The organism is Tabrizicola sp. TH137, assembly GCF_002855575.1.
Classification (GTDB): Bacteria; Pseudomonadota; Alphaproteobacteria; order Rhodobacterales; family Rhodobacteraceae; genus Paragemmobacter.
The window spans coordinates 520,152-539,960 of the sequence record NZ_PKRQ01000003.1 but is presented as its reverse complement, the minus strand read 5'-3'; the positions used below and the strand labels follow the sequence as shown (position 1 = coordinate 539,960).

The 19,809-nt window shown below is 68.9% G+C and carries 20 protein-coding genes; 12 read left to right on the top strand and 8 right to left on the bottom strand.

The genetic code is table 11. From position 1 onward, the window contains the following. Window positions 1–46: 46 nt before the first annotated feature. Together C0V75_RS12490 and C0V75_RS12485 are read left to right on the top strand one after the other, a co-directional pair. Window positions 47–493, top strand: coding sequence for a GNAT family N-acetyltransferase (locus tag C0V75_RS12490; protein WP_101921322.1), 447 nt, complete (start codon window positions 47–49; stop codon window positions 491–493). A gap of 455 nt (window positions 494–948) precedes the next feature. Then, window positions 949–1,605: a hypothetical protein gene (locus C0V75_RS12485; RefSeq protein WP_101921241.1), complete on the top strand. Its 657-nt coding sequence runs from the start codon at window positions 949–951 to the stop codon at window positions 1,603–1,605. Window positions 1,606–1,814: 209 nt separating this feature from the next. Here the strand turns inward: C0V75_RS12485 and C0V75_RS12480 are convergent, their stop codons facing one another. The 3 genes from C0V75_RS12480 to C0V75_RS22990 form a co-directional block, all read right to left on the bottom strand. Continuing rightward, entirely contained in the window at window positions 1,815–2,003 is a 189-nt protein-coding gene (locus tag C0V75_RS12480) for a hypothetical protein (protein ID WP_143710417.1), read from the bottom strand. 239 nt (window positions 2,004–2,242) lie between these two features. After that, window positions 2,243–2,455 (bottom strand): hypothetical protein, encoded by a 213-nt coding sequence (locus tag C0V75_RS12475; protein WP_143710416.1) that lies wholly within the window; start codon window positions 2,453–2,455, stop codon window positions 2,243–2,245. A gap of 167 nt (window positions 2,456–2,622) precedes the next feature. Next, the gene (locus C0V75_RS22990) at window positions 2,623–2,793 is read right to left on the bottom strand and encodes a hypothetical protein (RefSeq protein WP_158241840.1); all 171 of its coding nucleotides are present in this window, start codon (window positions 2,791–2,793) and stop codon (window positions 2,623–2,625) included. A gap of 689 nt (window positions 2,794–3,482) precedes the next feature. On the opposite strand from C0V75_RS22990, the gene C0V75_RS12470 reads away from it, so the two are divergent. Then, window positions 3,483–4,373: a bestrophin family protein gene (locus C0V75_RS12470; RefSeq protein WP_101921238.1), complete on the top strand. Its 891-nt coding sequence runs from the start codon at window positions 3,483–3,485 to the stop codon at window positions 4,371–4,373. Here C0V75_RS12470 and C0V75_RS12465 read toward each other — a convergent pair. The 4 genes from C0V75_RS12465 to C0V75_RS12450 are packed head-to-tail and all read right to left on the bottom strand — an operon-like array spanning window position 4,303 to window position 7,589. Next, window positions 4,303–5,067 carry a glycosyltransferase family 2 protein gene (locus tag C0V75_RS12465; RefSeq protein WP_101921237.1) on the bottom strand — a complete coding sequence of 255 codons (765 nt, stop codon included), beginning with the start codon at window positions 5,065–5,067 and terminating at the stop codon, window positions 4,303–4,305. The two genes, C0V75_RS12470 and C0V75_RS12465, sit on opposite strands and share 71 nt — an antisense overlap. Then, window positions 5,064–5,636 (bottom strand): VTT domain-containing protein, encoded by a 573-nt coding sequence (locus C0V75_RS12460; protein ID WP_158241839.1) that lies wholly within the window; start codon window positions 5,634–5,636, stop codon window positions 5,064–5,066. The genes C0V75_RS12465 and C0V75_RS12460 overlap by 4 nt, the downstream gene beginning before the upstream one ends. Further along, a complete protein-coding gene (locus C0V75_RS12455; RefSeq protein WP_101921235.1) occupies window positions 5,633–6,757 on the bottom strand; it encodes a ceramide glucosyltransferase in 1,125 nt (374 codons plus the stop codon). The genes C0V75_RS12460 and C0V75_RS12455 overlap by 4 nt, the downstream gene beginning before the upstream one ends. 10 nt (window positions 6,758–6,767) lie before the next feature. Further along, complete coding sequence (locus C0V75_RS12450) at window positions 6,768–7,589, bottom strand: UDP-2,3-diacylglucosamine diphosphatase (RefSeq protein ID WP_101921234.1); 822 nt, start codon at window positions 7,587–7,589, stop codon at window positions 6,768–6,770. A 348-nt stretch (window positions 7,590–7,937) separates the two neighbouring features. Here C0V75_RS12450 and modB point away from each other — a divergent pair, with 348 nt between their 5' ends. The 4 genes from modB (at window position 7,938) to C0V75_RS12430 (ending at window position 14,161) form a co-directional block, all read left to right on the top strand. Further along, window positions 7,938–8,636 (top strand): molybdate ABC transporter permease subunit, encoded by a 699-nt coding sequence (gene modB / locus C0V75_RS12445; RefSeq protein WP_101921233.1) that lies wholly within the window; start codon window positions 7,938–7,940, stop codon window positions 8,634–8,636. Further along, window positions 8,633–9,763 carry a molybdenum ABC transporter ATP-binding protein gene (gene modC / locus C0V75_RS12440; RefSeq protein ID WP_101921232.1) on the top strand — a complete coding sequence of 377 codons (1,131 nt, stop codon included), beginning with the start codon at window positions 8,633–8,635 and terminating at the stop codon, window positions 9,761–9,763. The genes modB and modC overlap by 4 nt, the downstream gene beginning before the upstream one ends. Window positions 9,764–9,853: 90 nt before the next feature. Next, complete coding sequence (locus tag C0V75_RS12435) at window positions 9,854–11,029, top strand: efflux RND transporter periplasmic adaptor subunit (RefSeq protein WP_101921231.1); 1,176 nt, start codon at window positions 9,854–9,856, stop codon at window positions 11,027–11,029. 12 nt (window positions 11,030–11,041) lie between these two features. Then, window positions 11,042–14,161, top strand: a complete 3,120-nt coding sequence (locus tag C0V75_RS12430; RefSeq protein WP_101921230.1) for an efflux RND transporter permease subunit — start codon at window positions 11,042–11,044, stop codon at window positions 14,159–14,161. Between the two features lie 35 nt (window positions 14,162–14,196). Here C0V75_RS12430 and C0V75_RS12425 read toward each other — a convergent pair whose 3' ends face one another. Beyond that, window positions 14,197–15,183, bottom strand: a complete 987-nt coding sequence (locus C0V75_RS12425) for a serine hydrolase (protein WP_101921229.1) — start codon at window positions 15,181–15,183, stop codon at window positions 14,197–14,199. A gap of 174 nt (window positions 15,184–15,357) precedes the next feature. On the opposite strand from C0V75_RS12425, the gene ybgC reads away from it, so the two are divergent. The 5 genes from ybgC (at window position 15,358) to tolB (ending at window position 19,746) form a co-directional block, all read left to right on the top strand. Next, window positions 15,358–15,753, top strand: a complete 396-nt coding sequence (gene ybgC, locus C0V75_RS12420) for a tol-pal system-associated acyl-CoA thioesterase (protein WP_101921228.1) — start codon at window positions 15,358–15,360, stop codon at window positions 15,751–15,753. 166 nt (window positions 15,754–15,919) lie between these two features. Then, on the top strand, window positions 15,920–16,615 hold the full coding sequence (gene tolQ, locus C0V75_RS12415) for a protein TolQ (protein ID WP_101921227.1): 696 nt from the start codon (window positions 15,920–15,922) through the stop codon (window positions 16,613–16,615). A 3-nt stretch (window positions 16,616–16,618) separates the two neighbouring features. Then, window positions 16,619–17,095, top strand: a complete 477-nt coding sequence (tolR, locus tag C0V75_RS12410; RefSeq protein ID WP_101921226.1) for a protein TolR — start codon at window positions 16,619–16,621, stop codon at window positions 17,093–17,095. Window positions 17,096–17,109: 14 nt separating this feature from the next. Further along, on the top strand, window positions 17,110–18,294 hold the full coding sequence (locus C0V75_RS12405; RefSeq protein WP_101921225.1) for a cell envelope biogenesis protein TolA: 1,185 nt from the start codon (window positions 17,110–17,112) through the stop codon (window positions 18,292–18,294). A 111-nt stretch (window positions 18,295–18,405) separates the two neighbouring features. Next, entirely contained in the window at window positions 18,406–19,746 is a 1,341-nt protein-coding gene (tolB, locus tag C0V75_RS12400) for a Tol-Pal system beta propeller repeat protein TolB (RefSeq protein WP_101921224.1), read from the top strand. Window positions 19,747–19,809: the final 63 nt, after the last annotated feature.

The window sequence follows — 19,809 nt, the reverse complement described above, 5'->3', positions numbered from 1 at the left end:
CGGCCGGCCCCTTTCGGGGGGCCGGTCCCTTCTGCCCGGAGGCCAGATGCCCGACGTGACGATCCGCCCGCTGACCGCCGCCGACGAGGCGGAGTGGCGCAACCTCTGGACGGCCTATCTGGCCTTTTACAACACCGTGCTGCCCGAAGCGGTCTTTGCCAGCACCTTCGCGCGGATTCTTGGGGATGCACCGATGGACCCGAAGGGATTCATCGCCCGGGTCGATGGTCAGGCGATGGGTCTGGTGCATTACCTGCACCACCGCCATTGCTGGAAGATTGAGAATGTCTGCTACTTGCAGGACCTTTATGTTGATCCGCAGGCGCGTGGCACGGGCCTTGGGCGCAAGCTGATCGAAGCTGTCTATGCTGCGGCGGATGCGGACGGGACGCCCGCCGTCTATTGGCTGACGCAGGATTTCAACGCGGACGGGCGGCGGCTTTACGACCGGATCGGCAAGCTGACGCCTTTCATCCGCTATAACCGAAGCTGACCTGCCGGGAGGCGGGCGGGGGAATGGGCCGAAATCAACCTTTGGTTGATCTCACGGCTGCGGCTGGGTGCACCGGGCCGGGCGGCGGTTTGCGCCCTGCGGGGTGCAAGGGTCTGATCTGGCGGGGCGGGCGGATTCTGACGCTGCGGCGCCCGGCGGGACCTGTGGAGGCGCAGGCGGGATTGGCGGGCCGGATGCACGGAAAGACTTGCACGTCAAGGTTGTTCTGTGGCTTAATGGCGTCGGTGGCCTTTCCAAAGGTGGGGGTGTGCCGGACCTAGGTCTGGCCGCCCTTGACTCCTGTGTGTAGGGAGGCCATTCGTTTTCGGATACGGCTTGGGCCTTTTTGCCCGGGACGGCGTTGCGAGTGAGTCTTGTTGCCCCCCCCTCCAATGCCCCCCACGAGGTAAGCTGTGTCTAAGACATTTCTTGCGGCAATTTTCCTGACCGGTTTCATGGCGGTCGGCGCTTCGGCGGCGACCACGAGCTATCGAGATGCCACGGCTTTCGCGGGAGCGGCCGGGTCGCTTTCGCGCGAAGGGTTCGACACGGCCGGATTTGGGTCTGTGATCGGCCCGGAGCGGGATTTCGGTGCCTTCACCACTCATCTGCGGTCGTCCCTGTCGATGCCGCAGTTCAATTTCATCGGCGACCAGAACTCGTTGAACGGAAGCAGGTTGAACGGGTTGAATTTGCAGGTCGGATTGCTGGAAGGCGAAACCTTCACCTTCCGCTTCAAGCAGGCGATCACGGCCTTCGGGGCGGTGTTTTCCGGGGTGAACAACGGGATCTGGGACGGCAACAACTTCCGCAGCCTTGCGCGGCGGGCCTCCCTGCGTGTGGCTGGCGTGGTTATGGGTGCCGAGGGCACTAACGCCTGGCTGGGCCAGACGCGTGGCCGGGCGACGCGGTTCTTCGGGATCGTTTCGGAGACGCCTTTCTACGAAGTCACCTTTACCGGGCTTTTCGATACGGAAGGGATGGGGATCGACGATGTGCAATGGGCCTCGGCCAGCACGCCGACGCCCGTTCCGGTGCCGGCCTCGGGCGTGCTGCTGCTGGGTGCGGTGGCGGCGGCCGGGTTCGTGGCACGGCGCAAGGCGCGCGGCTGATCACGATTTCCTTGATTGGATGAGGGCGGCGGGGTTCCTGCCGCCTTTTTGCTGTCCGGGGGGCGGGCCTGCCGATCTTTCGCGGTGATGCTGGCGGCGTACCTGTCCTGCCGGGCTGCGGCTTGCGGGGGCGCCTTGCCGACCTTTGGCCTGCCTGCCGTCCCGCAGGGGCGGGGGGGCCGCGCAGCGGGGCGCGGCCTGCCCGGAGATCAGGAGACGTATTGGAAGAAGGCGTAGAAGACGACGCTGCTGCCCAGAGCGGTGGCCATGACCACGGTCGCGTTTTCGATCTGCTGGAGACGGCGGGGCGAGATCACCTCATCCTCGAATTCGATCCGGCGGGGGGTGCGGCGCGGAGCGGCGAGGGCTTGGGCGGGGGTCGTTTGCTGAGTGGACATGGGCACCTCCTCTGTCTTGTCAAAGACCAGAACGGACGCAATCCGGGGTTGTTTTAGCGGCCATCGCGTCATTGGGCGATTTTTTTTGCCGCTCTCGGAACTTTCCTGCAAATCGCGGACTGGAAAGGAAAAAAACCCGGCTACGCGGGGGCGTGGCCGGGTTCAGGCAGGTGTCGGCCAGGCCCTGGGGAGCAAGGCGCGACTGGGAGCGTTTCAACCGATGCGCGAAGAGGCGCGGGTCAGATGGACATGCGGTAGGCGAAGGCCACCGACCAGGCGAGGAAGCCCAGGACGACGAGGAGAAGGGCGATATCCTCCAGTGGAAGGGACGGCTTGCGGGGGATGGGGCGTCGATGCGGAAGGAAGGGCCGGGGGCGGGTTTCCGTCACCGGAAACTCGATGGACGGCGGGAGGCCATCGCCCGGTTCCGGCAAGGCAGGGGGTGGCGTCATGTTGTGCGGCATGATGGTCCACGAATTGAAAGTCTGTGACGATATGAGACGGCGAAGCCGGTCGTCCGGGCCGGGAAAATACGAGAAACAGATGACCAAGCCACTCCCCTGAATGCGGGAGGATCAGCCGTAACAGTGACGCCGGTCCAGGGCGAAACGGAGCAATATCAGGCGCTTACCACCATCACGGCCGAGGTGGCCATGAAGGAGAGTGCCATCACGAAGGCGCAGAAAATCGTCGCGTCTTCGATCCGCTGCAACAGGCGCGAGGAGTCGGCCTTGCGGGCGGTCGACGGAAGAGAGCCCAGCAGAGCGGTGCGTTTGGTATCGGTCGTCATCGTCATCCTCCTGGTTTTTCTACACGGAAGAATTGTGGCCTTTGGCCTTGCTGCCTTGTCGAACCTTAACACCTGCATCTTCCCCACCCGGGGCACCTTGGGGAGCGGGCCCCCCACAGAAATGTGATTCGCAGATTTAACCCGTTCCGGTTGAGCTGCGCGTGCTGCAAGATATCTTAAGATGAAGTGGCAAGAGACAGGCGGTGAAAAGGTAAGAGTGGGGAACCTCAGAGGTTTGAATGTGGCGCATCGTTTCTGTCCTGGAAACAAAAACGGGTGCTAACCCCCCAAAACGCCTCAATTTTCCCGATATTGGAACCAAAGTCGGGTGGGAGGGTCTGCCTGACGGATGTCACAATCTACCAATTGTGCCGCAATCCCATACGAAGGTTGGGTGAGTCTTGGCCCGGTCTGGGTTGCGGTCAGAATCGAGTCGCTCTCCCTCTGGTTGCCGTGAATGCGGCGAGGGTGCAGGCGGGTGGGGGACCGCGCCGGAATGTGGCCTGATGAGGGCATCTTGCCGAAAGCGGTGAATTTTCACTGTCGCAGGGGGGGCCGCAGGGCGGGCGCCGCAGGTCGCGGGCCGGGGGCAGAAGGGCGCAATTGGGGAAGCGGCGGCGGGGACGATCGGGCCTGATGGGCGGGCGGGCGACGGGCGACCTGTCGGGGATGCGGTTCGGGGATGCGGGATGATCGTTCGGGAAAAGCCGGAACTCTGGGAATTGCTGACGGCCTTGCAGGGGTCGGTCGTGCCGCGCATCGCGCTGCCGGTGGCGATGCTGGCGGTGATGGCGCTGGTGCTTGCGGTGCTGGACCGGGCGGCGGGGGTGGTGCCGCGGCTGGACGGATCGGCCTTTGCGGTGTTCGGGATCGGCCTGTCGCTGTTTCTGGGATTTCGCAACAACGCGGCCTATGACCGCTGGTGGGAGGCGCGCAAGCTCTGGGGCGGGTTGCTGGCCGATCTGCGGAGCCTGGCGCGGGAGGCGGAGGTGTTTCTGCCCGAGGCGGCACGGCGCGAGGCGCTGCTGCGCGGGGCGCTGGTGTTTCTGCATGCGCATCGGATGAACCTGCGGGGGATCGCGCCGGATACGTCGGCGCTGGAGGGGGTGCGGGCGCTGGCGGGGGTGCCGCATCCGCCCTGCGCGGCGCTGGACGGGATGGGGGCCGTGGTGGCGGCGGCGCATCGGGAGGGGGCGCTGGACGGGTTCGGGGCGCGGGCGCTGACCACGCGGCTGGGCTCGATCGCGGTGCAGCAGGCGGGATGCGAGCGGATCGCCAACAGCCCCTTGCCCTTTGTGTATTCGCTGCTGATCTACCGGACGGCCTATCTTTACTGCCTGCTGCTGCCGCTTGCGCTGGTGGGGACGACGGGGCTGATGACGCCGGTCTTCGTGGCGGTGGTGGGTTACATGTTCCTCGGGCTGGCGGAAGTGACGGAGGAACTCAGCCATCCCTTCGCCACCACGCAGAACGGGATCGCGCTGGATGCGATCTGTCGCGCGGCGGAGATCAGCCTTGCGCCGCATCTGGGCGAGCCGGCGCCGCGGCCATTGCGCCCGGTGAACCATTTCCTGAGCTGAGGCGGCCCCGGCGCCTTGCGGCGCGGGCGGCGGCGACAAGCGCCGCGATCTGGCGCAGGGGGCGCAGTGGCCCGGCCACACGCAGGATATCGGCCAGCATCCGCAGGTCGCCGCGAAGGCCGCGCAGCAGGCCATGTTTGGCGGCCTTGGCGGGGCTGTCGATGGCGAGCGGGATGACGGCGAGCGGCAGGTCCTCGGCGATCCAGAGATCGTTGAGAAAGACCTCCAGCCCGAAGCCGCGCAGGCGGGCGATGCGGTCGAGATGGGGCAGCAGGAGGGCGCGGGGCATGGCGCGTTCGCCCGAGATGTAATCGAGCCCGATCAGCCGCCAGGGCAGGGGCGCATTGCGGCGCAGGCTGAGGCTGGCTTTCGCCCGGCCGTCGCGCAGGGGAGCGAGGAGGGCGGTGATGTCGTCGGGGGTCAGACCCTGAAGATCGGCATCGAGGAGAAGGATGATCTCGCCCTGCGCGACGGCGAGGCCACGGGCGACGGCGGCGGATTTGCCGCCATTCACCCTCTGGCGCAGGACGGTTGCGCCGTGGTGGGCGGCGATGCGGGCGGTGGCATCGGTGGAGCCGTCGTCGATGACGAGGGTTTCGGTCAGCAGGGGATGGGCGCGGGTGGCGGCGAGGACGGCGCCGATGCGGGCGGCCTCGTTCCAGGCGGGGATGAGGCAGGAAACGGTGGGGGTCATCGGAGGCATCCGGCGAGGCGGTGGGGCGGCAGCGCGGCGCGGGCGAGGAGCGCAAGCAGGATCAGCGTGGCGCTGCCGAGGGCGGCGGCGAGGAGGGCGAGGCTGGGGATGCCCAGCCCCTGCGTCGCGGCATGGCCGAGGGCGGCCAGCAGCGCGACCTTGGGCAGCGTGGCGAGGGCTGAGACGGCGAGGAAAGGCAGCAGGGGAAGCCGCGCCATGCCCGCGCCGAGAAGGATCGCGAAACCAAGGACATGGGTCCATTTGCCGAGGACGATCATCGTCCAGGCATGGCGGCCGGGGGCGGGGCCGAGGCGGGCCAGGTGCCGTGCCGCCCGATCGCGCGCCCCGGGCCAGAGGCGGGGGGCGAAGCGTCCGGCAAGGTAGAGCAGGAGGTCGCCGCAGAGATCGCCCAGCGTGGCGAGGAGCAGGACGAGCGTCAGGTCGAGATGGCCGCGCGCCGCCAGCGCCCCCGCCGCTATGGTGGCAAGCGGGCCTTCGACCACGGTCATGAGGAAGAGGACCCAGGGGCCGTGCGCGGCGATGAGCGGGGCGAGGTCGGCCTCGGTCATCGGGCGGGCCTGTCCTGCGGGGCGGGGTGCAGGGCGCCGGGGGCCATGAGATTGCCGCGCCATTCGAAGCGCGTGTTGCGCAGCGTGGCGAGCCATAGGGCGGGGATCATCAGGTCGCGCAGCGGGAAGAGCAGGGCATGGGCGGGGCGGGCAAGCCAGCCCGCGCGGGCGGCAAGGGCGGTTTCGGCGCCATACCAGAGCAGCGCGAAGAGGGCGGCGGCGGGCAGGCCCTGCGCCGCGCCGATGGCGAGAAGGGGCAGCAGGCCGCCATTCAGCGGCTCGGCAAGGAAGAGGCCGGGAAAGCCGTCGCGCCGCACCTTGGACCAGCGCAATTGCCGGTGCCAGACCTGCGCGAGGCTGCGGCGGCCGATCGGCTGCGGGAAGGGGCGGGCGGTGAGGGCGACGCGCAGCCCCGCGCCCCGGACAAGGCGGGTGGCGGCGACATCCTCGGCCAGCCGCGCGCCGAGGGGGGCAAGGCCACCATGGGCGTCCAGGAAGGCGCGGTCCCACATCATCGTCTTGCCCTGTGCGAAGCCCTGTCCGAGGCTGTCGGCGGCAAGCTGGAGCCGGGCCTGGTTGCTGTTGAGGAAGGCGCATTCGAGCGCGGCCCAGAGGCCCTGGGGGCGGATGCCGATGGGGGGAGAGGTGACAAGGCCGATGCCGGGCGCGTGGCGGGCGAGGAGGCGGTCGAAATAGTCGGGCGGCAGCAGGAGGTTGCTGTCGGCCATCACCACGAAGTCGCCGGTCGCGGCGCGCCAGCCCTTTTCCAGGTTGTTGAGCTTGGGATTGGCCGAGACGCGATCATCGCCGATCAGGAGGCGGGCATTGCGGGTGGGATGCCGGGCGATCAGGTCGCGGACGAGCGGGATCACGGGATCGGCCGGGTCTGCCACGCAGAAGAGGATTTCGAGATCGGGCCAGGTCAGGGCGAAGGTGGAGGCCAGGGTTTCCTCTTCCGTCGCGTCGCGCCCGCAGAGGGGCCGCAGGAGGGTGACGCGGGGCCGTTGGGCGGTTGCGCCGGGGGCTGGGGGCGTGTCGCGGCGGGCGAGGACGATCAGCGCGCTGGCGAGGTGGAGCGCGAGGAAGCCGAGGGCGAGGAGCGTGAGGGCTAGGGCAGTCATGCGGGTGCCGTCATCGAGGGGCGGGCTGCGGGGCGAGGGGCGGAATGGGGTCACCGAGCGGAGCGGTCTCCATCCCCACGAGGCAGAGCCGCCCGGCGGCATCTTCGGTCAGGGCGGTGCAACTGTCGGTCCAGTCGCCGCAATTGGCGTAGCGCAGGCCGAGGTCATCATGCAGGGCGGCCATGTGGAAATGGCCGCTGATGACACCGTCGCAGCCCCGGTCGCGGGCGAGGCGGATCAGCCGGGCCTCGTGGCTGCGGCCCCGGTAGAGCAGGGCGTTGAGGGCGGCCACGGCAAGTTCCATCGGCCCCTGCGCGCCGGGACCGGCGCGGAAGCGGAGCGGGCGGAGCATCCGGTCGAGAAGGCGGAGGAAGCTGTCCAGCCGGCTGCCGATGCGGGTGCAGATGTGGAAGCGGAGCGGGCGCAGGTCGCAGATGTCGCCATGCACGACGAGGTAGCGGCGCCCGTCGGGGGCATGATGGATCAGCTCGCGCGGGACATCGGTGGCCAGGCCCGCGACTTCGGGCCGGGCGCGGCCTGCCGGGGTAAGGAGGGCGCGGTCGTGGTTCCCGGCAAGGAGCAGGATGCGGCGGCCTTCGGCGGCGCGGGCGCGCAGGAGCGCGAGGATGCGGTCATGCGCTGCGCCCCAGACGGTGAAGAGCGGGTCCCAGAGATCGAAGGTGTCACCGACGAGATAGATCGTGTCGGCATCATTGGCTTGCAGGAAGGCAAGCAGCGCCTCGGCCCGGCAACCGGGCGCGCCGAGATGGAGGTCGGATAGGAAGAGGCTGCGGTGGCGGCGGGGTGGGGGCAGGGTGTCGCCGGACGTCATGCGAAGGCTCCGTTCTGGCCGGGTGGCGGGGCGGGCGCGTCGGAGGGGACTGTGCAGGGGCTGCGTAACGCAGGCGCGAAGGTCGCATGTCGGAGTTGTGAAATTCGAACCTGTAGGGGGCGGGCCGATGGGGGCGGGGGCGAGATAATGCTTGCCTGTCCGGGGCGAGCGGTTTGATATGTCTGGCAGGATATATCGCCTGGAGAGCCGTTTGCCGTCTTGCCCGATCCTTGCCCCGGCCCCGGAGATGCGGGCGCGTGATCGTCACGCGGCTGCGACTTCGGCGATGCGCCGGAGGGTGGCGGGCGGCGGTCCTGCCCTGATCCGGGGCGGCGCGGAAGGGGTGTCATGCCCGAGGTCCTGACGGCGGAGGAATGGCAGGCGGTGGCGCTTTCGCTGCGGGTGTCGTTCTGGGCGACGCTGCTGAGCCTGCCGCTGGGCATTTTCGTGGCCTATGCCCTCGCGCGGTGGGAGTTCTGGGGGCGGCAAGTGTTGAACGGCTTGGTGCATCTGCCGCTGATCCTGCCGCCGGTGGTGACCGGCTATCTGCTGCTGCTCACCTTCGGGCGGCGGGGCTATGTGGGGCAGTTCCTCGACCAGTGGTTCGGGATCGTGCTGGCCTTCCGCTGGACGGGCGCGGCACTGGCGGCGGCGGTGATGGCCTTTCCGCTGATGGTGCGGGCGATCCGGCTGGCGATCGAGGCGGTGGATCCGAAGCTGGAACAGGCGGCGGGGACGCTGGGCGCGTCGCGGGGATGGGTGTTCCTGACGGTGACGCTGCCGCTGATCCTGCCGGGGATCGTGGCGGGGGCGATCCTCGCCTTTGCCAAGGCGATGGGGGAATTCGGGGCGACGATCACCTTCGTTTCCAACATTCCGGGGCAGACGCAGACCCTGCCTTCGGCGATCTATGCCTTCTTGCAGGTGCCGGGGGGCGAGGCGCAGGCCTTTCGTCTGGTGCTGGTGGCCATCGTGGTGGCGATGGGGGCGCTGCTGCTGTCGGAATGGGTCAGCCGGGCCGTGGCGCGGAGGATTGCGGGCGGATGACGCTGGAGGTTGCGCTGTTCCATCGTTTCGGCGGCTTCACACTGGAGGCGGGGTTCGAGGCCCCGGCCGGGGTGACGGCGCTGTTCGGTCGGTCGGGATCGGGGAAATCGACGGTGATCAACGCGGTGGCGGGGCTGCTGCGGCCCGAGCGGGGGCGGATCGCGGTCGAGGGGCAGGTGGTGCTGGACAGCGCGGCCGGTCGGATGGTTCCGGCGCATCTGCGGCGGATGGGATATGTGTTCCAGGACGGGCGGCTGTTCCCGCATCTGACGGTGCGGCAGAACCTGCTGTACGGGCGCTGGTTCGCGCCGAAGGGGCCGGGGGTGCCGTTCGAGCGGATCGTCGATCTGCTGGGGATCGGGGCGCTTCTGGGGCGCCGTCCCGGCGGCCTGTCGGGGGGGGAGAAACAGAGGGTGGCGATCGGGCGGGCGATCCTGTCGAACCCGCGCCTCCTGCTGATGGACGAGCCGCTGGCGGCGCTGGACGAGGCGCGCAAGGCCGAGATCCTGCCCTATCTGGAGCGGCTGAGGGACGAGCTTTCGCTGCCCATCCTTTATGTCAGCCATTCGGTGGCGGAGGTGGCGCGGCTGGCGACGACAGTGGTGCTGCTGGATTCGGGCCGGGTGGTGGCGGCGGGGCCGGTGGGCGAGGTGCTGGCCGATCCGGGCGTCGCGCCTGCGATGGGGCTGCGCGAGGCGGGGGCGGTGATCACCGCACGGATGGCGGCGCAGGAGGCGGATGGGCTGTCGCGGCTGGACCATGCCGGGGGGGCGATCTACCTGCCGCGGGTGGCGGCGCCTGTCGGGGCGGCCTTGCGGCTGCGCATCCTGGCGCGGGATGTGATGCTGGCGGTGGAGCGGCCGACGGGCCTTTCGGCGCTGAACATTCTGGCGGGGGTGGTGGAGGAGGTCCGGGCGGGCGAGGGGCCGGGGGCGTTGGTGCGCGTCCGGGTGGGGGAGGAGGCGCTGCTGGCGCGGATCACGCAGCGGTCGGCGCGGGCGCTGGAGCTTGCGCCGGGGCGGGCGGTCTTTGCGGTGCTGAAGGCGGTTTCGGTGGCACAGGCCGATGTGGGTGGGCCTTCGGCGGGTGCGGTGCGGGATTTTCCGGCATCTGACGGCATCGTGTAGGGAATTTAATGGTGGCGGGCTTGCGGTCGGGCGCGGGCGCGTCACTGTCCTGCACAACTGGCGATGTGTTGATGCGAGGATGATTTGCCCATGTCGATCTGGAAGCAATCGGTTCTGAGCCTTGTGCTGCTGGTCGGGGCGGTGCTGGGCATGGCGGCGCTGCTGCCGTCGGCAAATGCGGCGCTGCGGGGCTTCGGGCTGGGCGGGGTGCTGGATCTGGTCGGGCTGGAGATGGCCGAGCCGAAGGCCGAGGCGGGGCGTGGCGGTGCTGGTGGCGGGTCGCGCGGGCCTGCGATGGTGGTGGCGCTGCCGCCCGGTGAGGGCCGTATCGCGGACCGTGTGACAGCCATCGGCGATGGGCGGGCGATCCGGTCGGTGATGGTGGCCCCGGAGACGCCGGGGCGGGTGACGGAGGTTCTGGTGCAATCGGGCCAGCCTGTTCAGGCGGGCGATATCCTGCTGCGGCTGGACAGCGAGGCGGAGCGGATCGCGGTGGAGCGGGCGCGGCTGGTGCTGGATGATGCGCGGGCCGCGCTGGAGCGGTTGCAGCAATTGCAGGGATCGGGGGCGAGTTCGGGCGTGCAGTTGCGCGAGGCGGAGCTGGCGTTGCGGCAGGCCGAGCTGGAATTGCGGCAGGCGGAGTTCGACCTGTCGCTGCGCGAGGTGCCTGCGCCGGTGTCGGGCTATGTCGGCATCCTGGGTGTGGAGGTGGGCGCGCAGGTCGGCACGACGACGGAGATCGCCCAGATCGACGACCGGTCGGTCCTGTTGGTGGATTTCCGGCTGCCGGAGCGGATGGTGGGGCGGATCGCGCCGGGGGATGCGGTGATGGCCGAGGCGATGGCGGGCGGTTTCGCGGCCATCGAGGGCCGGGTCAGCGCCATCGACAACCGTGTCGATGCGGCGAGCCGCACCCTGCGGGTGCAGGCGCGGCTGGACAATGCGGATGACAGGTTGCGGGCGGGGATGTCCTTCGTGATTTCGGTGGACATGCCGGGGGAACCGGCGCCTGCGGTCAGCCCGCTTTCGGTGCAGTGGAGCCGGGATGGCGCCTTTGTCTGGGTGGTGCGCGAGGGGAAGGCGGCGCGGCTGCCGATCCGCATCTTGCAGCGGTCCGAGGCCGAGGTTCTGGTCGAGGCGGAGTTCGCCCCGGGCGATCTGGTGGTGGTGGAGGGCGTGCAGGCGGTGCGGCCGGGGGCGGAGGTGCAGGTCGTGGGCGAAGATGCGACGGCGGTGGCCACCACTTCGGCCCCGGCGAGCCTGTAAGGAGGGCGCGGCATGAACCGGACCCAACGCAATGCGCATCTGTCGGGCACGGCGCTCTTCGTGCGCCGCCCCATCCTGGCCTTCGTTCTGAATGCGCTGATCGTGATTGCCGGGATCGCCGGTTATCTGGGTGGCGAGGTCCGGGAATTGCCGGAGGTGGACCGGCCCGTGATCACGGTGACGACGGATTATGCCGGGGCGGCGCCCGAGACCGTGGATCGCGAGATCACGGCGGCCATCGAAGGTGCGGCGGGGCGGGTGTCGGGGGTGACCGACATCTCGTCCAGTTCGCGCTTCGGGCGCAGCCGGGTGACGGTGGAATTCTCGACCTCGACCGATCTCGATGTGGCGGCGACGGATATGCGCGATGCCATCGCGCGGGTGGCGAACAGCCTGCCGGAGGAGGCCGAGGAGCCGCGCATCGTGAAGGCGGATGCCAATGCCGAGGCGGTGATGCGGCTGTCGCTGACATCACCGAGCCGGAGCGCGGAGGATTTGACGCGGCTGGCCGAGGATCTGGTGCAGGACCGGCTGCTGTCGGTGGCAGGCGTGGCGGACCTTCAGGTCTTTGGCGACCGGGCGGAGGTGTTCCGGATAGATATCGACCTGCGGCAACTGGCGGCGCGGGGGCTGTCGCTGGCCGATCTGCGAGAGGCGGTGGCGGATGTGTCCTTTGATGCGCCGGCCGGATCGCTGGCGTCGGAGGAACAGTCGCTGGTGGTGCGGACGACGGCGGCGATCAATTCTCCCGAGGCCTTTGAGGCGATCATCCTGGGTGATGGGGTGCGGCTGGGGGACGTGGCGCAGGTGAGCCTTGGCCCGGCGCTGGGCGAGTCGATCCTGCGCGCCAACGGTGAGGCGGGCGTGGGGCTGGGTATCATCCGGGCGGCGCAGTCGAACACCCTGACGATATCGCAGGCGGTGCGGGAAGCGGTGGCAGAGTTGCAGCCGATCCTGCCTGAGGATGTGACGCTGCGGGTGACATCGGATGACGCGACTTTTGTCGCCGGCGCGCTGAACGAGGTGGCGGTGACGCTGGTCCTGTCCACGCTGATCGTGGTGGCGGTGATCTTTGCCTTCCTGTTCGATCTGCGGGCCACGCTGGTGCCTGCGGTGGCGATGCCGGTCGCCCTGATCGGGACGCTGGCGGCGGTCTATATGGCGGGGTTCAGCATCAACATCCTGACATTGCTGGCGCTGGTGCTGGCGACGGGGATGGTGGTGGATGACGCCATTGTGGTGCTGGAAAACATCGTGCGGCGGCGGTCCGAGGGGATGGGGGCGCGGGCGGCGGCGGTGCTGGGCACGCAGCAGGTGTTCTTTGCCGTGGTGACGACGACGGCGACCCTGGCGGCGGTCTTCGTGCCGCTCTCCTTCCTGCCGGGGGAGGCGGGCGGGCTGTTCCGCGAGTTCGGCTTTACCCTCGCGATGGCGGTGCTGCTGTCTTCTGTCGTGGCGCTGACGCTCTGCCCCGTGCTGGCGAGCCGGGTTCTGAAGGATGCGGACCCCGATCGCGCGCCGGGGGCCTTTGCCCGGCTGGGGGATCGCATCTCGGCCCTGTATCGCCGCAGTCTTGAGGCGGCGCTGGCGGTGCCGGTGGTAGTGGTGACGGCCTCGCTTCTGATGGCGGCGGTGGCGGCGCTGTCGATCGGGTCGATCCGGCAGGAACTGACGCCGCCGGAGGATCGGGCGGTGGCCCTGCTGCGGGTGGAGGCACCGCAGGGCGTGTCGCTGGACCATACCCTGGGCAAGATGCGCGAGATCGAGGATGCGGTGAGCCCGCTGGTGGACAGCGGCGAGGTGGAGAACGTCTTTTCCATAGCGGGATCGGGCGGGGCGGCCAATTCCGGCTTCATGGTCCTGTCGCTGGCGCCCTGGGGCGAGCGGGAGCGCAGCCAGCAGGAGATCGTCGGCGATATCAACCGCGCCTTGGGACAGGTGATCGGGGTGCGGGCCTTCGCCATCCAGCCCAACAGCCTGCGCATCCGGGGGGCGGGGCAGGGGCTGAGCTTCGCCATCGTGGGGCCGAGCTATGAGGGGCTGGCGGAACAGGCGCAGCAACTGGTTGCCGCGATGGAGGAGAACCCGGCCTTCGGGCAGGTGCGGCTGGGCTATGACACGACGCAGCCGCAGCTTTTCCTGGAGGTGGATCGCGCGCGGGCCTCGGACCTTGGGGTGAGCATCGACGGGCTGGGCGAGGCCTTGCAGGCGGTGCTGGACGGGCGGACGGTCGGAACGGTCTTCATCGGGGACCGGAGCCATGACATCCAGCTGATCTCCACCGCCGATCCGGTGAATGACCCTTCGGACCTTGAGCGGATCTTCATGCGCTCGGATGACGGGCAGAATGTGCCGATTTCGGCCTTCGTGCGGCTGGAGGAGCGGGCTGTCGCGCCGGAACTGGGGCGCGAGGCGCAGATGCGGTCGGTGCCGATCACGGCGGGGTTGACGCCGGACCTGTCGCTGGGCCCCGCGCTGGCGGAGGTGGAGCGGCTGGCGGCCGATATCCTGCCGCCGGGGAGCCGGATCGTGCCGCTGGCCGAGGCGGCGGCGCTGGGCGAGACGGGTTCGGGAATATTGCTGACCTTCGGCTTTGCGATCCTGATCGTCTTTCTGGTGCTGGCGGCGCAGTTCGAGAGCTTTGTCTCGGCGGTGATCGTGATGTCCACGGTGCCTTTGGGGCTGGCCTGCGCGATCCTTGCGCTGATCCTGTCGGGGGGCAGCCTGAACGTCTATTCGCAGATCGGGCTAGTGCTGCTGGTGGGGATCATGGCGAAGAACGGCATCCTGATCGTGGAATTCGCCAATCAGTTGCGCGATCAGGGCCGCGGGGTGCGGGACGCCATTCTGGAGGGCGCGGTGATCCGGCTGCGGCCGGTGATGATGACCATGGTGTCGACCGTGATCGGCGGGGTGCCGCTGATCCTGTCCAGCGGGCCGGGGGCCGAGGCACGAGAGGCGCTGGGCTGGATCATCGTGGGCGGGCTTGGTCTGGCGACGCTGGTGACGCTGTTCCTGACGCCGGTGGTCTATCTGCTGCTGGCGGGGTGGACGGCGCCGAAGGCGGCGGAGGAGGCGCGGCTGCGGCAGGAGCTGGAGGCGGCGACAGGTGGCCCGCTGGCGGCAGAGTGATCGGGGAACGGGTCTGCCTCCCCCGCGCGGCGTGATCAGGCCAGCGCGAGGACGGGGCCGTCGAGCAGGTCCATCAGCGTGCCGAAATAGCCCTCGGAGCGGGCGGGCTGCGTCGGGTCCGAGGTGATGGCGACGGCGAGGCGGGCGGCGGGATGGGCGGCGATGATCTGGCCGCCGAAGCCGCGGGCGAGGGTCCATCCCGTGGGGCTGAGGAACCAGCCGAGGCCGTAGCCGAGGCCCGAGAAGGGCGAGCGGGTCTGCGGCACCTGCGAGGCAGCGATCCAGTCGGGGGCGATGACCTGGGTGCCGTCCATGCGGCCACCGTCGCGCATCAGAAGCGCCACGCGCAGCATGGCGCGGGGGGTGAGGGCCATTTCATTGCCACCGAAATGGAAGCCCTTCGGATCGCGCGTCCAGTTCGGGATGTCGATGCCCAGAGGGCGGCCCAGCCTGTCGCGGGCGAGGTCGTGCAGGCTTTGCCCCGTGGCGGTGACGAGGGCCGCGCCGAGGACATGGGTGGTGCCGGTGGAGTAGATCATCCGCCCGCCATTGGGCGCGATGCGCGGCTGGCGCAGGGCATGGGCGACCCAGTTTCCGGAGGCGACCCATGCGCCGTAATTCTCCCCTGACGTGCCTTGCAGGCCCGCGCGGAGCGTGACGAGGTGGTTCATGGTCAGGTCGCGGACGCCTTTGGTGGCGTCGGCGGGGATCAGGTCGGGGGCCAGGTCGCCGAGGCGGGCGTCGAGCGAGGGAACCTCGCCCGCCGCGATGGCGGTGCCGAGGAGAAGGGCGAGAAGGCTTTTGGAGCAGGACTTGATGTTGGCGGCGCGGTCGAGGCCGCGGCCGCGCGGCGCCTCGGCAATCAGCAGGTCATCGGCGCGCTGCACGAGAATCGCATGGAGTTGCGGCAGGGACCGTGCCGTCTCGCGCAGGGCATCGGTCGGGGTCTGGGCGCGCAGAAGCGCGGGGGTGGCAAGCGCGGTGGCTAGGCCGAGGCTGAGCTGGCGACGGGACAGGGGCATGGGCAGGCCGTGTTGGGACGAGACGGGGCGCAGGATGGCGGGAAGGCGGGAAAGGGCAAGGCGGGCCGGGTCACGATGCCGTCAGTGCCGGGGCGGTGCCCCCTCGACAGGGCGGACGGGTTGGGGTTCCCTGATGGCAGGCGCAGAAACGGGGCGCGGCAGGGGGGCGGGGCGGTGGTGCATCGGATCGAGGTCAGGGTCTATTACGAGGACACCGATCTGGCGGGGATCGTCTATTATGCCAATTACCTGAAATTCATCGAACGGGCGCGGACGGAATGGGTGCGCGGTCTCGGCGTCGATCAGGGCGCGCTGAAGCGGGATCAGGGGATCGTCTTTGCGGTGCGGCGGGTGGAAGCGGATTACCTGCGGCCTGCGGTCTTTGACGACCTTCTGGCCGTGACGACGCGGCTGCTGGCGCTGGGGGGTGCGCGGATCGAACTGGAGCAGGAGGTCTGGCGCGGCGAGGAGCGGCTTTTCGCGGCGAAGGTGGTGCTGGTCTGCCTGTCCGATGCCGGCGGCGCGGCGCGGCTGCCGGCCGAGGTGCGGGCGCGGCTGGAGGCGGGCTGAACCGCTGCGCGAACGGGCAGTCCGCATCGGAATGCTGCGTTGCAGCGGCGGGATGCCGCGCAAGGGCGTGCTGTCGCGCAGATGTGTTGGCATTCCCCTTTGAATATGGGTAGAATCATCGCTAAAGGGCCGCGCCAAGGACGGCCCCGCAACAAGAGCAGGCGTAATGGAAACGGAAACCCTCGCGGCGGCGCAGGAGATTGATTTCTCTGTGCTTGCGCTTTTCATGAAAGCGACCCTCACCAACAAGCTGGTGCTGATCACCCTCTTGCTGATGAGTTTCTGGTCATGGTCGATCATCATCCAGCGCCTGCTGACCTTCCGCCGCGCGCGGGCCGAGGCCGAGGAATTCGACCGTGCCTTCTGGTCGGGTGAGCCGCTGGACGAGCTTTACGAGGCGATCGGGCCGCAGCCGCAGGGCGCGAGCGAGCGCATCTTCGTGGCCGCGATGACGGAATGGCGGCGCAGCCATCGGCAGGATGGCAAGTTGATTGCGGGCGCGCAGGCGCGCATAGACCGGGCGATGGACGTGGCCATCGCGCGGGAGAACGAGGCGCTGAACAAGGGTCTTGGCTTCCTTGCCACGACCGGATCGACCGCGCCCTTCATCGGGCTTTTCGGCACGGTTTGGGGGATCAAGCACAGCTTTGAGCAGATCGCCATCAGCCAGAACACCAACCTTGCCGTCGTGGCGCCGGGGATTGCCGAGGCGCTGCTGGCCACGGCGATCGGCCTTGTCGCGGCCATTCCGGCCGTGGTGGCCTATAACAAGCTGAACAGCGACAGCGAGCGCATCCTCAACGGCTACGAGAGCTTTGCCGACGAGTTTTCCACCATCCTGTCGCGCCAGCTGGACGCCTGAGCCATGGGGGCCGGGGTTCAGAAGAGCGGCGGGGGGGGCGGTGGCCGCCGGGGCCGCAGGCGGCGGGGCGGTGCGCCCATGGCAGATATCAACGTCACGCCCTTCATCGACGTGATGCTGGTGCTGCTGATCATCTTCATGGTGGCGGCGCCGATGCTGACGGTCGGGGTGCCCATCGAATTGCCGGAGACGGCGGCGAACGCCCTGCCGTCCGAGCAGGAGGAGCCCTTGGCCATCACCATGACGGCGGATGGGCGGCTGATGATCCAGACGACGGAGACGCCGCCGGAGCAACTCATCCAGCGGCTGACGGCAATTGCGGCGGAGCGGACCTCGGACAAGATCTTCCTGCGGGCGGATGGGTCCATCCCCTACGCGCGGGTGGCCGAGGTCATGGGCGCGCTGAATGCGGGCGGGTTCAACAATATCGGTCTGGTCACCGATGCGGGTGGCCCGACGCTTGACGGTAACGGCGGCTGAAAGCCGGGCGGGGCATGGAAAAGGGCCAGATCATTTCGGGCATCGCGCATGCGGGCGTGATCCTCTGGGTTGTCCTGGGGGATTGGCTGTTCCGTGCCGATACGCTGCCCGAGATGGAGGTGGCCGAAGTGTCGCTGATGTCGAGCGCGGAGTTCGACGCGATGATGGCGGCCGCGCCGCCGCCCGCGGTGGAGCCGGTGGAGCCTGCGGCGGAACCCGAGGCCGTGGAGCCGCCCGAACCCGTGCAGCCCGAGGAGCCGCCGCCCCCGGCCGAGGAGCCGCCCCCGGTGGCCCCGCCGGAAGAGCCGCTGCCTGAGGAACTGCCGCAGGAGGCCGTGCCGCAGCCCATCGAGACGCCGGAGCCGGTGGCCCCCATCGCCGAGATCGAGCAGCCGATCCCCGTGCCCTTGTCTGATGTGAAGCCGCGTCCGCGCCCGGTGGACCGGGTGGCGGCGACGCCAGTGGAAAGCGTGGATGCGCCCGAGGTGGCCGACCAGGTGATCGAGGAAGTGGCGGACGAACCCACGGAAGAGGCCGTCATCGTCGAGGAGCAGCAGGAGGCGGCGGCGCCGGAAGAGGCCACGACCCAGATCGTGACCGAGGCGGTGGAGACGGAAGAGGATGCGCCACAGCTTGAGATGACCTCGTCCCTGCGGCCGCGGTCGCGGCCCGCGCAGGTAGCGGAGGAGCCGGTCGAGGAAGAGGTCGCGGCGGCGGCGGAGACGGTGGAAGAGCCCACGGAAGAGCCGGCCGAAGAGGTTGCCGAGGAAACGGCGACGGAAGACGCGGTGGCGGCGGCCTTGGCCGAGGCGCTGGCCGAAGAGGCGGCAACGGAACAGGCAGCTGCGGATGCCCCGTCGGACCTGCCGGTCGGGCCGCCGATGACGGCTGGCGAGCAGGATGCGCTCCGTGTGGCGGTGCAGCAGTGCTGGAACGTGGGCGCCCTGTCGATGGAGGCGCTGCGGACGACGGTCACGGTGGCGGTTTCGGTGGGGCAGGACGGGGTGCCGGATGCCGGGTCGATCACGCTGATTGATTCGAATGGCGAGTCCGACACGGCGACGCGGCAGGCCTTCGAGGCGGCGCGGCGGGCGATCATCCGCTGCGGGGCGCGCGGATTTCCGCTGCCGCCAGAGAAATTCGAACAGTGGCGGAACATGGAGCTTGTGTTCGACCCGAACGGGATGCGGATGCGATGAGCCGCGCCGGAGACAGAGAGGGACAGGCGGCCGCTCGCGCGGTTGTGTCCGCAAGGAAATCGCCGTTCGCGGCATGTTGGAAACGATTGACCCGAGGAGCATGAGGCCGGAATGACGTTGATCAGAACCCTCACCCCCGTGATCGCGCTGGCGCTGGGCCTGATGGCCGGCGCCGTTGCCCCCGCCGCGGCCCAGTCGCAGGGGCCGCTGAGGATCACCATCACGGACGGGGTGATCGAACCCCTGCCTTTCGCGGTGCCGATGTTCGTGGCCGAGAACGGAGCGGCGTCGGAATATGCGGCGAACATCACCCGCGTCATCGCGGCGGACCTGGCCGGAACGGGGCTGTTCCGGGAGATTCCCGCCGAGGCGCATATTTCCCAGGTGTCGAGCTTTGATGCCCCCGTGTCCTTCCCCGACTGGCAGGCGATCAATGCGCAGGCCCTGATCGTGGGGGCGGTCAGCGCCTCGGGCGATCAGATCGTCGTGAAGTTCCGCCTGTTCGACGTGTTCAGCGGCCAGCAGATGGGCGAGGGGCTGCAATTTGCGGGCACGCCCGCGACCTGGCGGCGCATGGCGCACAAGGTTTCGGATGCGGTCTATAGCCGGATCACGGGCGAAGGCCCCTATTTCGACAGCCGCGTCGTCTATGTCGCGGAAAGCGGGCCGAAGAACCAGCGGGTGAAGCGGCTGGCGGTGATGGATTATGACGGGGCGAATGTCGCCTATCTGACGGATGGCGCCTCCATCGTGCTGGCGCCGCGCTTTTCGCCGACGGGCAACCAGATCCTGTTCACCAGCTATGAATCCGGTTTCCCTCGCATCTATCTGATGGATCTGGGGTCGATGTCGGTGCAGGCGCTGGCGCAGACCGAGGGCAACATGACCTTCGCCCCGCGCTTTGCGCCGGATGGTCGGACGGTGGTCTTCAGCCTGGAACGCGGCGGGAATTCGGACATCTATGCGCTGGACATCGGCAGCGGGCAGATCCGGCAATTGACCAATTCGCCCTCGATCGAGACGGCGCCGAGCTTCAGCCCGGATGGCAGCCAGATCGTGTTTGAAAGCGACCGGACGGGATCGCAGCAGCTTTACGTGATGCCCGCAAGCGGCGGCGAGGGGCAGCGGATTTCCAACGGGCCGGGGCGCTATGGCACGCCGGTCTGGTCGCCGCAGGGCGATTACATCGCCTTTACCAAGCAGAATGCGGGGCGGTTCCATATCGGCGTGATGCGCACGGATGGCAGCGAGGAGCGGTTGCTGACCGCGTCCTTCCTGGACGAAGGCCCGACCTGGGCGCCGAACGGGCGCGTGATCATGTTCACCCGCGAAAGCGCGGGGGCGGGCGGGCAGGCGGCCTTGTTCAGCGTGGATATCTCGGGGCGGAACCTTCGGCAGATTCCCACCGATGGACCGGCCTCGGACCCGGCCTGGTCGCCGCTTCTGCCCTGAGGAATGTCGCGCCGCCGATTCACATGGCGGCGCGAAGATGCTATGGTCGCTGCCAATCGAGCC

Bases quoted from the DNA above. Each gene is read 5' to 3' on its own strand.
- C0V75_RS12490 (WP_101921322.1), top strand. From the start codon at position 47: ATGCCCGACGTGACGATCCGCCCGCTGACCGCCGCCGACGAGGCGGAG.
- C0V75_RS12485 (WP_101921241.1), top strand. From the start codon at position 949: ATGGCGGTCGGCGCTTCGGCGGCGACCACGAGCTATCGAGATGCCACG.
- C0V75_RS12480 (WP_143710417.1), bottom strand. From the start codon at position 2,003: ATGTCCACTCAGCAAACGACCCCCGCCCAAGCCCTCGCCGCTCCGCGC.
- C0V75_RS12475 (WP_143710416.1), bottom strand. From the start codon at position 2,455: ATGACGCCACCCCCTGCCTTGCCGGAACCGGGCGATGGCCTCCCGCCG.
- C0V75_RS22990 (WP_158241840.1), bottom strand. From the start codon at position 2,793: ATGACGACCGATACCAAACGCACCGCTCTGCTGGGCTCTCTTCCGTCG.
- C0V75_RS12470 (WP_101921238.1), top strand. From the start codon at position 3,483: ATGATCGTTCGGGAAAAGCCGGAACTCTGGGAATTGCTGACGGCCTTG.
- C0V75_RS12465 (WP_101921237.1), bottom strand. From the start codon at position 5,067: ATGACCCCCACCGTTTCCTGCCTCATCCCCGCCTGGAACGAGGCCGCC.
- C0V75_RS12460 (WP_158241839.1), bottom strand. From the start codon at position 5,636: ATGACCGAGGCCGACCTCGCCCCGCTCATCGCCGCGCACGGCCCCTGG.
- C0V75_RS12455 (WP_101921235.1), bottom strand. From the start codon at position 6,757: ATGACTGCCCTAGCCCTCACGCTCCTCGCCCTCGGCTTCCTCGCGCTC.
- C0V75_RS12450 (WP_101921234.1), bottom strand. From the start codon at position 7,589: ATGACGTCCGGCGACACCCTGCCCCCACCCCGCCGCCACCGCAGCCTC.
- modB (WP_101921233.1), top strand. From the start codon at position 7,938: ATGCCCGAGGTCCTGACGGCGGAGGAATGGCAGGCGGTGGCGCTTTCG.
- modC (WP_101921232.1), top strand. From the start codon at position 8,633: ATGACGCTGGAGGTTGCGCTGTTCCATCGTTTCGGCGGCTTCACACTG.
- C0V75_RS12435 (WP_101921231.1), top strand. From the start codon at position 9,854: ATGTCGATCTGGAAGCAATCGGTTCTGAGCCTTGTGCTGCTGGTCGGG.
- C0V75_RS12430 (WP_101921230.1), top strand. From the start codon at position 11,042: ATGAACCGGACCCAACGCAATGCGCATCTGTCGGGCACGGCGCTCTTC.
- C0V75_RS12425 (WP_101921229.1), bottom strand. From the start codon at position 15,183: ATGCCCCTGTCCCGTCGCCAGCTCAGCCTCGGCCTAGCCACCGCGCTT.
- tolQ (WP_101921227.1), top strand. From the start codon at position 15,920: ATGGAAACGGAAACCCTCGCGGCGGCGCAGGAGATTGATTTCTCTGTG.
- tolR (WP_101921226.1), top strand. From the start codon at position 16,619: ATGGGGGCCGGGGTTCAGAAGAGCGGCGGGGGGGGCGGTGGCCGCCGG.
- C0V75_RS12405 (WP_101921225.1), top strand. From the start codon at position 17,110: ATGGAAAAGGGCCAGATCATTTCGGGCATCGCGCATGCGGGCGTGATC.
- tolB (WP_101921224.1), top strand. From the start codon at position 18,406: ATGACGTTGATCAGAACCCTCACCCCCGTGATCGCGCTGGCGCTGGGC.